Genomic DNA, 16,059 nt, shown 5'->3' with positions numbered 1-16,059 from the left:
ACCCAACCCTCAACCACACCGACGCGACACACCCACCCCGACATCAACCAGAACGCCCACGCCTCCGCCGCACCAACCACACCACCCCGCCGATACCCCCGGCCACCACCGCAGCCGCCGCCGTCCCCCACAACGCCACCGCCGCCCAAATAAACCACTTGTCCTTGTCGTACTGCGTAGCCGGCGGCTTCTGAGGAGCAACCGGAGCCTCCGGCTTGTACGCCGGCTCCCACTCCCCCATCGACCCCACCGAACTCACATTCCATTTGCTGGACCTCGCCCGGAATTCCAACCGGCCCAACGGGTTCTCCTTACCCCCAGCAGGAACATCCGCCGTCACCGCCGCATACGCATCCACCACACCCCACCCACACTTCTCATCCGGCACCGGACCAGACCCATCCCGCTTCGCCGTCGCCAACACCCGACGAATCACCTGACCCGCATTCAGCTCCGGATACTTCGACCGCACCGCAGCCACCACCCCCGACACCACCGCAGCCGCCGACGACGTCCCACCACTCGCGTAATACCCCCCACCCGGCAACGGACCCAACACCGGCACCCCCGGCCTCACCGAAAAAGGCCCACACACCCCATTCCCCTGACCATTGAGCAAACCACCACGCTCCCTCACCACACCCCGGTTCGACTTCGGCGCCAACTGCAGATCCGCCATCACCCCACCCACCTGCAAAAAACCAAACGCACGCGCCCACGAACCACCATCGGTATTACCGAAATTCCCCGCCGCCGCGACAATCACCACATCCTTCTCCTGCGCCTCCACCAACGCCTCAACCTTCCCGTGACCCTCCAGACCCCCGCCCATCGAAAGATTGATCACCTTCGCCCCCCGCCCCACGCAATACCTGATCGCTTTCGTCAACGAATCACTCCACGTCACCCCCAAACTCGCACTCGACGTCACCGAAATCACCCTCGCCTCCGGAGCCGCCCCCAACACCCCCTCCGAACGCCCCGGACCAGACCCCAAACCCGCAATAAACCCCGCCATCGACGTCCCATGCTCATCCGTGGGCTTCAACCCATCAGTCCCCCCTTTCTCCGACGTATCCGTCCCCGCCTCAATACGCACCCCCACCAAATCCGGATGCTTCGCATCCACCCCCGTATCCACCAAACACACCGTCACCCCAGCCCCCCGAGACACCACCAACGACCGATCCACCCCCAACCCCGAAATCCACCACGCCCGCTCCCGCGCCAACCGCCCATCCCCCACACTCGCCGACGACGACACCCCCACGCCAGCAGACGGCACCGGCACCGCGACCGCCGACAACGGAGCACACCCCACCGCCACCACCGCCACAACCGCACACCACACCCGACCCCAACGACCCACCATCACACCCAACCCTCAACCACACCGACTACACCGACTACACGGAAGTTACGAACCAGAAGAATCCTTCTTGTTGAAGGCGAACTTCGCCTGACCATCCGCTTGCAGCAGCCCTGTTCGGCCCTGCGCCTCAGCCTGCACATAACTCGCATGCGACTTAGCCAAACCGTTCAAGACCTGCTTCACCATGCTGTCAAGGGCCTCGGCGTCATTCTCCAGCTTGCTCGCCGAAACTTGGACCGCCCGCCAGCAGTCCTCGGCACCTTTGAGACTCCCACCAGGTCGGGCGCCCTCCAGCCGCTCCTTCGCCGACCCTACTTTCTGGTACGCCGCCTCCAGTTCCTTGTGCAAGTCACGCAGTTTCTTATAGGTCTCCCGGTAGGAGTCGAACTTCAGGTCGAAACTAGCCCCCCGCACCTTGTCCATATTCGGCCGGTCCCAAAGCACCTCAGGAGGCCGGGTCTCTCTCCCATCAGCCCAGCACGCACCCCACGTGGAAGCACTCTCCGCGTTCTCCGCCATCACCCACACGTCCTTTCCCGACACGCTCCACCAACCAACCCGACCACACCCAACTCACTCATCACCCAACACCGGCGGAGCCACCAACTCCGTATCCCCCCACACCTCATCCGACGCCACCAAAAACTCCGGACGAGCACGCAACCCCCGATCACGCTCACCACCAGACCCACCACCCAACGGCACACCACCCTGACCAGCACCCCCACGACCACCCACCGAACCCACACCAGACCCCACACCACCACCGGTGCCACCAGGCCCAGCACCAAAACCACCAGACCCCACACCAGACCCACCCGCACCACGAGCCCAACCACCACCACCGGCACCACCACCAGCGCTACCCGCACCCCCAGCGCTACCGCCGACACCACCAGAACCACCAACCCCACGGGCCCAACCACCACCAGCGACACCGGCACCACCAGGCACACCCGGCCGCACCCCACCCGGACCACCCGGCACCACCCCACCAGGCGGGAAACCACCACCAGGCGGCAACACCCCCACACCACCAGGAACCCCACCAGCACCACCCGGCAACCCACTACCAGGCGGCAACACCCCCACACCACCAGGACCCCCAGGACCACCCGGCACAAAACCACCCGGACCACCCGGCACCCCACCCGGAGGCAGCGGCAACACCCCCACCGGAGCAAACACACCCCCACCACCAGAACCACCCGGCACCCCAGGCACACCCGGGACACTCCCACCCGGACCACCAGGAATACCCGAGCCACCAGGCACCCCAGAACCACCGCCACCCGGCAACCCCGGAACTACACCCCCACCACCAGAACCACCCGGCACCCCAGGAACAACACCCCCACCGGAAGAACCCCCACCAGGACCACCCGGCCACACACCAACCCCCGAACCACCCGACCGAACAGGCCCAACCCCAAGCCCACTCCCCGACCCCCCATCCGACGAAGAACCCCCACCACCCGACAACGACTCCGGAGGCTCTTCTTCCGACTGAAACTTCAAACCAGGCCACCTCACCCCGTCGGCTTTGTCGCCGGAAGACAGCGCAGCCGCGTCCATCTCCTTCACCTTCGCCACCAGCGCCTCCCGGTCGGCCTCCTCCTGGTCGTACTGCTTCTTGTACTCCCAGGCAGCCAAGGGAGAGGTCAACCACCCCGTCCCGGACACCTCGGGCATCGTGGCCTTACGCGCCTGCATGCCTGAGATCTCCTGCTGAAAACGGCTCATCGTCGTCTGGAACACGGCAACCGTGTCTTCGGTGGACTTCGCCGCCACCGACAACTCTCTTCCTTTGGAGGCGGTGTCAATCACCTTCTCCAGGGCAGCCACGGACGCCTCACCACTCCAGCCCGTGCCCACCAGTCGCGCCAGTTCGTTGTGGAGCAGGCCCGACACCCGCTCCACCTCCTTCGAGGCCTCTCTGAATGCGTCGACCGCTGCGATCATCTCTCCCGGGCGCACGCTCGCCGCCACACCCTTCAGTTGCTCCGCGCGCAGACCCTCGTACTCACCGTGACGACCCCCGGACATCGACGACCCACTCCTCACACCGATAAGAAACACCTGACACGCGACACAAGAATTTAACCCGAGACCGGGCGCGATTCCGCTTCTTCACCGGATTGTGTTTGCACAAAAGAACATGCGCACCGGTGGTGCATGAGTCGGCGTCACCACTCACCAGCGCTTCGCTGTGGCGCGCTCCTCTTTCGCTCGACGGTTGCGCCATATCTGACGGGCCAGATCAAGGAAAAGCAGCAGGCTGATGCCGATCAACCCGACCGCGATCAGGTCGGACCGGTCGCTGCACAGAAAGCTGTAGACACCCATACCGATCCAGAACAGCAAGAGCAGCGCCCGGGAGCGCACCCGCCCCTTGAACTCGGCTTCGGTGTCCCGTGGCAGGCCGGCCGCATAGTCGGTGGGTGCACCGAACTCCGTGACGAGGGTGCGGCCGGTCGCGACAGCATGAGCGCGGGCCTCGGCGCAGCGGGCACGCACCCGGCTTTCGGAGTACATGGTCGACCGTCGCAGCTCTTGGCCGAACACAGCCAGCCATTCCTCGTCATCCATGCCCGAGATGTCGGTGCCGCGAGGAGACTGCTTCTCACGTCGCCACTCCCGCGGGAGAACCGCGGCAAGAAGCATGGCGACACCGGCGTTACCGACGACCTGACACAGATGGAGAAGAAAGCCGTTCAACCCGAGCACGTGCCCACGGGTGACCGCGATCAGTACGACGGCCAGGGCGACGGCCACCCCTGCGACGGCGCAGGCACAGGCCGCGGCAACCGGGCGGGAGAACCGCCGCAGCGCACGTTCGTAGGTGCCATAGCCGGCGGTGCAGCCGAGCGCCACGAGCGTGGGAAGGAGCGCGTACCCCACGGTGACCTCGATGGCCTGGTCGTCGAACCGGTCGAAGAGCCCGAAGAAGAGCGCCAGGGTCGCAGCGAGCCAGAAGGCGCCGACCAGCATGGTTCGCAGGTCGAGAGTGGCTTCGACGGCCCAGACGGGGGTGCCTTCGTCACGCCAGTCGGCGACAGTGGCCGCCGCCCAGTCGTCCGCAGGTCCGTGTAGGTCTGCGGCGCGGCGGCCTTCGCCGTCGCAGGCGATCGCGGCGTCGATGAGAGCGGTCTCGACGTAGGTGCGGGTGACCCCGGCCCGGATCAGGGTGAAGACGGCACGGTCGACCCAGTCCGAGTCGGCCGGAGGGAAGAGGTCTCTCAGGTCGGACAGCGTGTTCTTGGATTCCACATTTCCTCCAGGTGGCCGTGGGCCACAAGAGCGAATGTCACTCACGGGCGAAAGTGGGCCGACCGCATGACTAGATCAACTCACTCAATAAGTATGCCTCGTATCTACAAACTCAACAAGCATTCTCACGCCCCACTGACAGCACATTTCCTACACTGCCCCCACATTTCCTACACTGCCCCCTGGTTTCATCACGTCAACCAGTACCGGAAAGGGGCTGTCAGTCGACAGGATCCGACCCACTGCCGCAGCCCCCGCCCCGATGTCACCGGGCCATGTCGAACAACCTGTCCAGGTCGAGATGCGTCTCGACGGCATCAGCGAGCGCCTCGATCATCTGTTCGCGCCGCTCACCGAAACCAGGATGTCCCTGGTGAGGCCGCCAGAGGTTCCCCGTGGTCTCGGCGATACCGGTCAGCCAGGCCCGACGGAAGTCGTCATTCTCCAAGGCGCCGTGCCACAGGGTGCCCCAGGCGGCTCCCCGGCGGCAGCCGTCGAGGAAAGGCTCGACCTCCCCGTCCCAGCCCCCAGCCCCGCCCCAGCCCCCAGCCCCGACCCCGTCGCTGTCGACCTCGCAGAGGCCGTGGTGGATCTCGTATCCCTCGACGGGGTGCCCGGCCCAGCTTCCGCGCGGCCGGGCGAGGGTCTTCTCGGCGTGGAAGCGCACAGTCACCGGTAGCAGCCCCAGGCCCTGCGCCGACCGCCCTGCGCCGCGTGATGCGCCGCGTGATTCGACGCCGTCACGGTCGTCGACCGTACGGGCAAGCATCTGGTAGCCGCCGCAGATCCCCAGGACGGGACGACCCCGATGCCACCGGTCGACGATCACGTCGGCGATGCCCTGACGGCGCAGCCACTCCAGGTCGGAGAGCGTCGATCGAGAACCGGGAAGCACGACGAGGTCGGCGTCGCGGAGCCGTCCCAGGTCACGGGTGATGACGACCTCCACTCCGAACTCGTGGGCGAGGGCGTCGACGTCGGTGGCATTGGAGGTGCGGGGGAAAGCGACGACAGCGACCCGCAGGCGTTCGTCGTCGTCTCCCTCCGGGCCGCCGTGTGCCCGCCAAGCCCCCAGGTCGAGGGCGTCCTCGCCGTCGAGCCAGACCCCGTCGACCCAGGGCAGGACGCCCAGTCCGGGCATCCCGGTACGCCGGGTGATCTCGTCCAACCCGGGTTGGAGGACGCGGGCGTCTCCACGGAATTTGTTGATGATGTACCCGGCCAGGCAGGCCCGGTCGGCGTCGTCGAGGATGGCCCAGTGTCCGTAGAGCGCGGCGAGCTGCCCGCCCCGGTCGATGTCGCCGACGAGCACCATCGGCAGGTCGAACCGGCGGGCGAGCCCCAGGTTCACGTAGTCACCGGCGCGCAGGTTGATCTCGGCAGGTGATCCGGCGCCCTCGCAGATGATCAGGTCGTGCGCAGCAGCGAGCTCTTCGTAAGCAGCAAAAGCGGCTTCGGCGAGATGCTTCCGCCCGGTGGCATATTCACCGGCTTCGAGACGTCCTGCGGGTTGTCCACGCAGCACGACGAAAGAACGGCGGTCGGTGCCGGGTTTGAGGAGGACCGGGTTCATCCCGGAGTGCGCCTCGACCTGCGCGGCCAGGGCCTGGAGGTATTGGGCCCGGCCGATCTCGGTGCCGTCGGCGCAGACCATCGAGTTGTTCGACATGTTCTGCGCCTTGTACGGGGCGACGTCGAGGCCGCGGCGGCGGGCGGCCCGGCACAACCCGGTGACGACGAGGGATTTCCCGGCGTCGGAGGATGTTCCGGCGATGAGGATTCCGGTCATGAGTGGGTCTCCTGGGTACGGGCGGCGGCGAGGCCCAGGGCCGTGACGGCGACCGCTGCTCCGGCGGCGGTGACGGCGCGGACGAGGCGGGCGGCCCGGTGGATGTCGGTGCCGTCGGGGCGTCGCCCGTCGCCGAGCAAGGGCCGCTCCTCAACCCTCGAACAGTAGACATTGCGTCCACCGAGTTGGACGTGCAGTGCTCCAGCCCAAGCCGATTCGCACCACCCTCCGTTGGGGCTGGGGTGCGCGGCGTGGTCGCGGAGCATCGTCGTCCATGCCGCCGCCGGGTCGCCCCCGGCGAGAGGCGCGACAGCGCAGGCGAGTAGCCCGGTGGCTCGGGCGGGCAGCAGCGCCATCAGGTCGTCGAGGCGAGCCGAGGCAGTACCGAAACGGGCATAACGGGGGCGACGGTGGCCGACCATCGCGTCCAGCGTGTTGACGGCGCGGTGGACGAGCAGCCCGGGGATACCGAGGCAGGCACCCCAGATCAACGGGCAGGTGACCGCGTCCGAGGTGTTTTCGGCGAGGGATTCGACGGCGGCCCGGGCGAGTTCGTTTTCATCCAGGTCGGAAGGTTCACGCCCGCACAGGTGCGGTAACCGACGCCGGGCGGCATCCAGGTCACCGTCGGCGAGCGCCGCAGCAAGGGTTTCGCCTTCGTGGGCGAGGGTACGGGCACCGACGACGGCCCAGGTCGCGGCGGCGGTGGCGAGGACGTGAGCGGCGGGGTGTCGTCGGCTCGCCCGTTCGGCGGCAACACCCAGCGCGAGAACAGGCAGGGTCGCCGCGAGAAGGTGGACAGCACCGGCGGCGCGGCTGTCCCGGTAAGTGGTCTGTTCCAGCCGAGCGGCCCACCTGCCGAAGAGTGCGACAGGGTGCCCCCGGCGGGGGTCGCCGATGGCGGCGTCGACAAGGAGTCCGAGAGCCAGCCCGGCGGCGCGGGTGGCATGGGGTGAGGCCATGCGCTGGACGCTAGCAGAGCCTCCCTGGAGAGCGAGGGCCGTTCGTCACCAGGCTCTTCGCGAGATCGCCGGCGTTCTCGGGTCGGTGGTGAAAGCTCACGTCGCAGATAGCGCGGTCGATCTGGAGGAGGTCTGTTCGATCCGCGGCAGCCGGTTCTCCTCGCCGCTCGTCGGGCGGATTCTTCGTCCGCGGTGAAAGGTGTGGGTCGTGGCGGTTCCCCGTGACCGGGTCCATGTCGACCCGGAGGGTCTGGTGTTGACCGATTCGGATCTGGCGTTGTTGAGCAGGGTGTCCGGCCAGGTGGTGATGTGGCCGGCTCTGCGTTCGACGCCTCCTCCGCAGGCGAAACACATGGCACGGATTCGTACGTCGGTCTTCGGTGGCGCTCCCGGCGGGGAGATGATCCCGGCGATGCAGGAGTACGACCGGAAGCTGCGAGCGGCCGGCGAACCGGAAGCTTTCGGGGCCTATTTCATCGCGATGTGTCAGCTGTCCGTGACGAAGGACAAACGGCGGGACTCCCGCCCGCCGGAGAAAGCTCAGGCCGATGCCGACGTCCTGCGGTTGTGGTTGGGCGGTTGAATCCAGGCCGGGACGGGCTCACGCCAAGTGGGGGAAGAGCTCGGTGCCGACCTGCTTGACGAAGTGCAGCGCATTGGTCACGGCACGGTCCGGTCCGCCGAGGACGACGACGAGCTGCCAGACCACGGCGATATTCAGCACGACGGCGATCCGCCGCTCGGTTTTCTTCCCCGTCTCGAACAACGGGATGGCGAAGCGTTTCCGCCGCCAGATCCACAGCACAGGGACGGGCAGACCGCGTTCGGTGACGAGATCACCGGCGCAGTGGACCAGCACACCGAGAGCGACGACGAGGGCCAGCTGGTCGAGGTGAGCGGCGACATGCGGGGCCAGCTGGACTCCGATGAGCGCAGAAAGTCCCAGGTTGAGCAGCGGACCGATCTTGGTGACCCCGGACAGACCGAGCGCTTTGAGCGAAAGCCCGACGACGACGGCCAGGAGGATGGCCGACCCGAGGGTGCTGCGAGTGGCCCAGCTGGCGATGAAGGCATAGGCCAAGGGCGACAGGATGATGTCATGGGTACCCCACCTGTGGCCGCGGGCGACGACCCGGACAACGGTGGCCACCGACTGGGAGATCGGCCCCCACATCGAGCCGATGGACGATTTCGGTTCGTCGAGGTCGGGCAGGAGCGCACATCCGGCGCAGGTGATCACCCAGGCCGCGCATTCGGCGAAACCACTGACCGGTGCGACGGGGAGGGTGAGCAGTCCTGCGAGCCAACCACAGGTGGCGTGGGTGCTGCCCATCATGTGCGGTCGCCCTCCTCGGGTGTGAACAGCGGAGGAGAACGACGATTCGTTGATCCGGGCGCCACCGGCGAGACCCCGGCCACCCTCGGCACTGTGTTGTCAGGACAAGTAAACAGGACATTCGTCCTGATGTCCTCTCGCCGGGTACACCTAACCCTCGCGTACCGGCCCGGCCCACCACAGCGCCCCGTTCACAGAAGACGCAACAGCCCCGAAATCAAGGCCCCCGAAAGATGAAGTCGAGGAGCAACTCGTTGACCAGCTCCGGGCGATCCACATTGGCCAGATGCCCGGCCTGCGGCACACGATGAAGAACCGTACCGGCTGCCGTCGCCCACCCCTGCATCGAACGCCGGACCTGACCTGTCCCGTCCAGCTCCCCGCAGATCAACAACAGCGGCATTCCCGACGGCGCCGACCGATCCTTCGTCAACTGCCCCCGCGCCGTCTCCCAGGCCTGCACGAACTCCTCACGAGACAACTGCGCGAAGCTGCGCCGGGCAAGGCCGACCCCTTCCGAAGTGGCTGCGCTCGCCTTCGCCATCCGTTTCACCGACCACGGCCACGGAAGACAGCTCAGCAACGGACCCAACGCCCGAAGAGCCGCATTCTCCAGGGGTGACAGCTCCTCGGCATTCCACGCCGAGTCGATGACGACCAGCGAATCCACCCGGTCCGGGGCCGATCGCGCCACGTGCTGGCAGATGTTCCCACCCAGGGACTGCCCGACCAGTACGGCACTCGTCATCGCTGCCTCGTCCATCATGGCGACGACCTCCGAGACGACATCGCAGTCGGCCAGAGAAATGGTGGCCGGTCGCGACTCGCCGTGCCCCCTCAGGTCGAAGGTCAGGACGCGGCAGCCGCCCTCCACCAATGCGGGGACCTGAGCGTCGAACATGGAACGGTTCATGCCTGCCCCGTGCACGAGTACGACGTCACGACCCTGCCCTCGTACTTCGCCCACGAGCTCACACCCAGCTCGTCGTACCCTCAACCGACTCTCCATGGGAGCCCTCCTGGCATCCAGCCGAATCCACTGAGCCACGGCACTTTCACCGTAATGGGTGGGACGAGGGCAGGCCCGAGGATTGGCATAAACCGCAGAGGAACACCCTGCGTCACCACTCAAGACGCAGGGTGCCGCAACGACCCCGTCGTCCGAAAGGCCACAAATCCGCTGCTTGTCAGGCCTTTCTGACACCAGAATGAACGAACAATATGGAGAGGTAAGCTTCTTCAACGTTTACCCGGCAGCGGAGTTCGCATGCAGTCCATCCTCGTCGACGACGCTCAAGGCGTCCGGACCATCACGTTCAATCGTCCCGAGGTCCGCAATGCCATCGACAGCACCCTCTCCACAGAGGTCTCCGAAGCCATCGACGAAGCCGAACAGCTCGATGACATCCACGCGATCGTGGTCACCGGTGCAGGACGTGCATTCTGCGCCGGGATGGACCTCAACGCCTTCGCGCGAGGAGAACGCCCCTCGATCCCAGGACGAGGACTCTGCGGCATCACCCGGCACGAACCTCGCCTTCCCCTCCTGGCAGCAGTCGAAGGCGCCGCTGTCGGCGGCGGCTTCGAGATCGCGCTCACCGCTGATCTCCTGATCGCCGCCACAGATGCCCGCTTCGCACTGCCGGAAGTCCGCCGCGGGCTGGTCGCCACACAAGGTGGTGCCTTGCGGCTGGGACGCCGCCTTCCCCACCCGATCGCCGCCGAGATGCTGCTCACCGGACGCATGTACACCGCAGCAGATCTGGCCGGAACCGGGCTGTTCACCCGCCTCGTCGAACCAGGGCAGGCCCTGTCGACGGCGCAGGAGCTGGGCCGTCTGATCTCGACAATGGCACCATTGGCCCTCCGGGCGACCCTCGAAGTCCTACGTCAGCAGAACACCCCCAGCCCCGACATGTGGGCGCATCAGGACACCTGGTTCTCCCCCGTCCTCAACAGCACCGACGCCCGCGAAGGCGCTACTGCCTTCGTCGAACACCGCCGGCCTCGCTGGCAGGGCCGCTGACCATGCACTCCCCCTCCCCACCGGAAAGTCCTCGTCCGTCCATCGCCGACGCCTGCTCACTCGTCCTCGACACTGACGGCTGGCGCGCCTACCTGCTCCGCTTCGCGGAGCCAGCACCCGAATACCTGTCAGTGTTCGGAGCCGCTTTCTGTCGGCTCTTCGACGGTGACCTGCAGAAGTACCAGGCAGCGCTGGCGACAAGCCCACAAGCCGCAGTCGATTACCTCCTCCCCGTCGACCGCCGGATCGACACCCGCCGCACGCTTGAGGAGCGCCGGCAACGCGGAGTCGTCCTGGAGTTCCTCATGGGCTCCGCCGAAGAAACCGGCTCCGGAGCGACCGTGAACGAGTCGATGCTGCACGCGCTCGCACATGAACCGGGGACCGACATCTGGGTCGGCCTCCCGTTGAACGATCCCAGCCGCGCCATGCAGACCCTGGAGGACTCGGTCGCCCACGGCGCGCGAGGCAGCAATGTCATCCCTTTCCTCGACGGCGTCCCGGTCACCGACCCCCGGAACACCCACCTTTTCGGCGCGCTCGCTGAAGCAGGCCTCCCCGTGTGGATCCACTCCGGCCACCACTTCGCCTCCCGCTACCGGCAAGGAGCAGACAGCTGGCGTGACATCGACGACCTCGCACGCCGGCACCCGCGACTCACCATCGTCATCGGCCATGCCGGCTGGCCCCAAGTCCTCGAAAGCACACTCGTCGCCAGCAGACATGCCAACGTCCACCTGGAGTTCTCCTCGCACCGCCCCCGTGTCATCGGTGCTGAACCGGAGTGGCGAGCGCTGATCCGTGCTGCTCACGGCCCGCTGCGGAAGAAGATCCTCTTCGGCACCAGCAGATGGGTCAACCCGCAACCCGTCGACGTCCTCGCCGCCGAGCTGGCCTCGCTACCCATCGCGCCCGAAGTGGCCTCGGACTGGTTGTCCGGCAACGCTCTCCGCCTCAGTCGCCCTGAAAGTCCGCTCGGTGCCCGTCGGCCGCAGCCTCAATGCCCCGGGAGGCGTCCCTCACCTGATCGTGGGTCACGAGATGACAGGCGTCCTGCAGGCGAAGGCCCGCCTGAACAGGCTGACCCCATGCCCGTTCCCGCAGATCTTTGAACAATCCGATGGATGCCGTCGGTGCGCAGGCCAGCTCACGGGCAAGCCGCGTGGCCCTCGTATGAACTTCGTCGTCAGGCACGACCTCGTCCAGGAACCCTGCGGAGAAGGCTTCCCGCGCACCCACCAGGCGCCCGGTCAAGTACCAGTTCGTGGCCCGGCCCACCCCGATGATCCGTGGCAACAGCACGGCATGGCCGACATGGCCCACGTTGATCAGGCGGCTGGCGAACCTGGCCTGCTCACCGGCGACCCGGTAGTCGGCAGCGCACGCGATATCGAGCCCGGCCCCGGCGGTCACTCCCGTCAGACCAGCCACGACCGGTTTCGGCGCTTGGATCAGCGACTCGCAGATCCGCAAGTAGTAGGCGTCGTGGGTCAACGGATCGAAGGGCGCTTCCCCGGGTTTACCGCCGTTCCACGCCTGCACACCGTGCAGGTCATCGCCCGCGCAGAAGGATCCGTCTTCTCCTACGAGGAGGAGGCAGCGCACCGACGGATCTGCCGCCGCCCGTACGACCGCGTCGAGCAGACGGCGACCCATGGCAGCTGTCAGGGCGTTGTGCTGCCCACCCCGGTGAAGGGCGATGACGCCGACGGCACCGTCACGACACACACGGATACCGTCGTCGTCCCCCGCCAGAGCGTTCAGGTCGCCACGAGGGCCTGCGACATGTCTCATCGAGGAATCCCTCGCTGACGATCCGGTACGGCCAGCTGCTGGACGAAACCGTCACCGCCGGTCCAAGAAGTCGTCATGTCAAGGGCCTTCCTGCTGGTGGCCGACGAAACGCGCGATGCCCGCTGTGGCATCAGCAGCGGGGTCGAGTGGTTGAACCTCGATCACCGGCCCGATCTGCACCCTCGCAGGAAGGGCCACGAGCCACCTGACCACCTCAGCGATGTCCTCCGCCTGAAGCAGGAGTTCCTCGGGCACTCCGAGTGTGTGCGGGTCGGCAGCGAGCTCGGTACGCACCCACCCCGGACACAGCGCGTGGACATGGATGCCGTGGCCGCGGTTCTCGGCGCAGAGCACTTTCGCGACATGGTGTGCGGCCGCCTTCGACACCCCGTAGCCCCCAGTGCCGGGCACCGCGGAGAGGCCGGCCGCAGACCCGATGATGATGATCCAGCCCGATCTGCGGGCGCGCATCGAAGGCAGCACCGCTGCCGCTGCCTCGACGTTGACGAGGCTGTTCAGGCGCAGCTGCCGCTCCCACCACTGGAACCTGTACTCGTGCAGTGGAGACAGCCGGGCCATCCCCGCGCAGGAGACCAGGATGTCAATCTCTCCCAGCTCGTCCTGCGTCCAGCGGACCACTTCCTCGGCCGCTCCAGGCACGGACAGATCCCGTGCAAGCTTCACAGCGTGCCCGCCTGAGGCGGTGATGTCATCGCAGATCGCTTTCAGCTCACGCTCACGACGTGCGCACAACGAGACGGTATGGCCTGAACCGGCGAGCATCCGCGCCACCGCTGCGCCGACTCCACTGGACGCACCGAGTACCAGGGCAGTCCGTGGCCGCGTCATGACGTCTCCCCCGCACACAGCGCACGCACGTCCTGAAGACCGGCCACCCATCCGAGCCCGAATCCTCCGTCGATACGTGGGGCGGTGCCCGTGACCATCTCCGATCCTGAAGCCAGGAGGTAGCCGACGACGGCCGCGACCTCTGCCGGTGTTCCCACTCGCCCCAGGGGGATCCTGCTCAACCAGCCACGGCGGTGCATCTCCTCAGCCACATCGCCCATGTCGGTCTGGATGATGCCGGGGCAGACGGTATTGGTGCGGATTCCGCACCGTCCCACCGAGACCGCCAAGGCCCGATGATGCTGGCTGAGAGCAGCTTTGCTCGGACCGTAGTTCTCCAGCAGGGCGACGGGAGCCAGAGTCGAACTCACCGAGCTGACCGCGACGGCGGAGCCGGGCAATCCACGGTCCACCCATCTGGTCACCATGTTCTCGGTCACCGTCGCAGAAGAGAAGAAGTTCACCTGCATGGTGGTTCGCCGAACGCCTTCACCACCTGGTTCGGCCAGCCCGAGCTGACCCGCCGAGCAGGCGAGACGATGCACCGGACCGCCTGCCGCTGCCCAAGCCCTGTCGACGAGTGATGCCGCCGCCGCCGGATCGCTCAGGTCGGTCTCGAGTGTCCACGCCTGCGAACCGCCGGAAACGATCTCGTGCGCCACCTCGTCGAGTTTGTCGACGCGCCGTGCAGCCAGCACGACATCGGCTCCCCGTGCAGCAAGTTCCAAGGAGATCGCCCGCCCGATCCCGCTGCTCGCTCCGGTCACGAGGGCAACCTGCCCCTGCAACAGGCCGGGGCTGCCGGTGACAGGCACCTCTGCGCGGCTGGGCCCCGGGGATCCATCGCCACGGATCGCGGGGAAACAACCGAGATGTGCTCCGCCGTCGACCCGCAGGGTCTCTCCCACCAGGTATCCACCGGCGGGAGCGAGCAGGAGATCGAAAGCTGAGGCGAGATCCTCGGCTCGGGTTCCTCGCCGGAGTGGCTGGTAGCGCAGGACGTGCTGCGCCTGAATCCCGGTCAGAGCGTGCCCCGCCTCCGGCGAGTAGCCGACCTGGATGTGGCACGCCGATACGCCGTGCCGCGCGGCGTCGACCACCAGCTGCTCCCACCACCCGAGCAGCTCAGCTGCTTCGGCGTGGAAACCGCCCCCTCGTCGACTCCCCGGACCTATGTCGGAGACCAGGATCAACCGCCCTGACCCCCGAGAGACGAGCTCGGCGGCATGGGCCTCGAAACGGGAACGGTCAATATCCGCTGCGCTACGGGGCGCACCCAGAGCAGCATTGACCGCCACCGCCAGGCATGCGGCATCGACCTGTCCTGTCATGTCGCCTGATCCGGCCGGCTGACCGATGAGATCGAGTGCCCTTCGGACCAACGAGACGGGTTCAGGGTCAGGGCCCTCCACGGCTACCTGCATCGTCGTCTCTCCCTTCATTGTCTTTCTCCCCCGGCCCAGACGAGCGCGACAGTGGCGTCTCCCCCCGCGCCGGAACTCACGATCAGGGCCGGTCCCGCCGCGTCGTTCAACGGTCCACCGGCGAGATTCACCGAGCCGAGACCCCCGTGGGGTGCGCGGACGTGCGGGCACGGCGCGGCGGCTCCCTCGGCCAGCATCTCCAATGTCACGAGGAGGCGGAGCAGGCCACCGGGCCCGGCGACATGGCCGAAGATCCCCTCCTGGTTGACCAGCGTCAGCCGCCCCCGGTGCTCCTCAAGGGATCTGAGTTCGTCGAGAAAAGCCACGAAATGTTCCTCGACAAAGGCGTTCCCGTCTGCATAGTCGTTGACGAAGGCCACGTCGGCCAGACCGATCTCGGCGTCTCTGAGCAGCTCACTGGTCGCCTGGGCCAGGGGTGCGGTGGGCCCTGTCGCCACCGTCGACCGCCCGGAGCTCCGCACCGTGCGAAGGTCGATTCGGAACGGCCGTCCCCGGTCGGGCAGAGTGTCAGCCTCGATGACCAAGGCGATGGCGCCCTCTCCGCTGGCATTGCCGCGCGGGTCGCTGTCGTGCGGGCGCACGTCCTCGATGTCGAGACTGGCCACCGCGGCCTGATAGCCGCTGCTTCCCTGGTGCAGCGCCCCGGCGAGGAAGAGGTCGTCCACACAGCTGTCGACACCGAGGAGGACCAGCCGATCCGCCAGCCCGGCGGAGAGTACTGCCAGCCCCACCTCCAGCGCCCGGAGACCGACATTGCAGCTCCCGGCGATATTGAGAGTCGGCCAGCTGAGCCCTAGAAGCGCGGAGATCCCTCCGATCAGCGCAGCCGGTGTCCCCCGGCGCCAATAGGCCATCCCCACATCGGCTGCATCACCCTGCACGAATGTTTCGTACATCTCCTGCAACTCGCTCGCCCCGAACTGCAGCGACGCGGTCACCAGGATCGTCCGTCCGGAGGTGTCCGCGGCGTCGACACCTGCCTCGCGTAGCGCATCCCGCACTGCGGCAGCGCCCAGCAGCGCCGCCCGCGAGTAACGGCTCGCTTCCCCTGGGTCCAGTGACAGTGCCGCAGCGCCTTCGAGGTCATCTATCCGTCCGAGGACGGTGCTCCCCAGCCCGTTGTGAGGTGACAACGGAGTGAGGCAACTCGTCGACGCCCGGACGCAGGCCATCACCTCGGAGAATGTCGTGCACGCCCCTCCGCCGGGTCCGGGGA

General features: G+C 67.0%; 14 protein-coding genes and 1 pseudogene. 3 read left to right on the top strand and 12 right to left on the bottom strand.

Annotated features, from left to right (window positions below; all coding sequences use genetic code 11):
* Nucleotides 1-43: 43 nt before the first annotated feature.
* The 6 genes from DX923_RS01875 to DX923_RS01845 all read right to left on the bottom strand — a co-directional run bounded on the left by DX923_RS01875 (nt 44) and on the right by DX923_RS01845 (nt 7,393).
* Nucleotides 44-1,372: a S8 family serine peptidase gene (locus tag DX923_RS01875; protein ID WP_205413085.1), complete on the bottom strand. Its 1,329-nt coding sequence runs from the start codon at nt 1,370-1,372 to the stop codon at nt 44-46.
* Nucleotides 1,373-1,417: 45 nt separating this feature from the next.
* Nucleotides 1,418-1,795 (bottom strand): hypothetical protein, encoded by a 378-nt coding sequence (locus tag DX923_RS01870; RefSeq protein ID WP_162872713.1) that lies wholly within the window; start codon nt 1,793-1,795, stop codon nt 1,418-1,420.
* A 150-nt stretch (nt 1,796-1,945) separates the two neighbouring features.
* On the bottom strand, nt 1,946-3,418 hold the full coding sequence (locus tag DX923_RS16900; protein ID WP_162872712.1) for a hypothetical protein: 1,473 nt from the start codon (nt 3,416-3,418) through the stop codon (nt 1,946-1,948).
* Between the two features lie 147 nt (nt 3,419-3,565).
* On the bottom strand, nt 3,566-4,642 hold the full coding sequence (locus DX923_RS01855; protein WP_116112282.1) for a hypothetical protein: 1,077 nt from the start codon (nt 4,640-4,642) through the stop codon (nt 3,566-3,568).
* A 265-nt stretch (nt 4,643-4,907) separates the two neighbouring features.
* Nucleotides 4,908-6,431 (bottom strand): cobyric acid synthase, encoded by a 1,524-nt coding sequence (locus tag DX923_RS01850; RefSeq protein WP_116112281.1) that lies wholly within the window; start codon nt 6,429-6,431, stop codon nt 4,908-4,910.
* Nucleotides 6,428-7,393: a cobalamin biosynthesis protein gene (locus DX923_RS01845; protein WP_116112279.1), complete on the bottom strand. Its 966-nt coding sequence runs from the start codon at nt 7,391-7,393 to the stop codon at nt 6,428-6,430. Before DX923_RS01845 ends, DX923_RS01850 begins: the two co-directional genes overlap by 4 nt.
* 208 nt (nt 7,394-7,601) lie before the next feature.
* Here DX923_RS01845 and DX923_RS01835 point away from each other — a divergent pair, with 208 nt between their 5' ends.
* Nucleotides 7,602-7,976 carry a hypothetical protein gene (locus DX923_RS01835; protein ID WP_116112276.1) on the top strand — a complete coding sequence of 125 codons (375 nt, stop codon included), beginning with the start codon at nt 7,602-7,604 and terminating at the stop codon, nt 7,974-7,976.
* 18 nt (nt 7,977-7,994) lie between these two features.
* Here the strand turns inward: DX923_RS01835 and DX923_RS01830 are convergent, their stop codons facing one another.
* Entirely contained in the window at nt 7,995-8,729 is a 735-nt protein-coding gene (locus tag DX923_RS01830; RefSeq protein WP_116112274.1) for a metal-dependent hydrolase, read from the bottom strand.
* A 217-nt stretch (nt 8,730-8,946) separates the two neighbouring features.
* Nucleotides 8,947-9,738: an alpha/beta fold hydrolase gene (locus tag DX923_RS01825; RefSeq protein ID WP_116112273.1), complete on the bottom strand. Its 792-nt coding sequence runs from the start codon at nt 9,736-9,738 to the stop codon at nt 8,947-8,949.
* A gap of 258 nt (nt 9,739-9,996) precedes the next feature.
* Here DX923_RS01825 and DX923_RS01820 point away from each other — a divergent pair, with 258 nt between their 5' ends.
* The gene (locus DX923_RS01820; protein ID WP_116112271.1) at nt 9,997-10,755 is read left to right on the top strand and encodes a crotonase/enoyl-CoA hydratase family protein; all 759 of its coding nucleotides are present in this window, start codon (nt 9,997-9,999) and stop codon (nt 10,753-10,755) included.
* 2 nt (nt 10,756-10,757) lie between these two features.
* A pseudogene (locus tag DX923_RS16555) lies at nt 10,758-11,651 on the top strand (amidohydrolase family protein); the annotation flags it as partial.
* A gap of 58 nt (nt 11,652-11,709) precedes the next feature.
* On the opposite strand, the gene DX923_RS16550 reads toward DX923_RS16555, so the two are convergent.
* The 4 genes from DX923_RS16550 to DX923_RS01795 form a co-directional block, all read right to left on the bottom strand.
* Nucleotides 11,710-12,549 carry an enoyl-CoA hydratase/isomerase family protein gene (locus tag DX923_RS16550; RefSeq protein WP_116112267.1) on the bottom strand — a complete coding sequence of 280 codons (840 nt, stop codon included), beginning with the start codon at nt 12,547-12,549 and terminating at the stop codon, nt 11,710-11,712.
* 78 nt (nt 12,550-12,627) lie between these two features.
* On the bottom strand, nt 12,628-13,398 hold the full coding sequence (locus DX923_RS01805; protein WP_162872711.1) for an SDR family oxidoreductase: 771 nt from the start codon (nt 13,396-13,398) through the stop codon (nt 12,628-12,630).
* Nucleotides 13,395-14,840, bottom strand: coding sequence for an SDR family oxidoreductase (locus tag DX923_RS01800; protein WP_116112264.1), 1,446 nt, complete (start codon nt 14,838-14,840; stop codon nt 13,395-13,397). Before DX923_RS01800 ends, DX923_RS01805 begins: the two co-directional genes overlap by 4 nt.
* A complete protein-coding gene (locus tag DX923_RS01795; RefSeq protein WP_162872710.1) occupies nt 14,837-15,976 on the bottom strand; it encodes a beta-ketoacyl synthase N-terminal-like domain-containing protein in 1,140 nt (379 codons plus the stop codon). Before DX923_RS01795 ends, DX923_RS01800 begins: the two co-directional genes overlap by 4 nt.
* Nucleotides 15,977-16,059 lie beyond the last annotated feature (83 nt).

The organism is Austwickia chelonae (assembly GCF_003391095.1).
GTDB classification, from domain to species: Bacteria; Actinomycetota; Actinomycetes; order Actinomycetales; family Dermatophilaceae; genus Austwickia; species Austwickia chelonae_A.
Note: the sequence above shows the minus strand (reverse complement) of the source record. Positions and strands in the feature narration are given on the sequence as shown.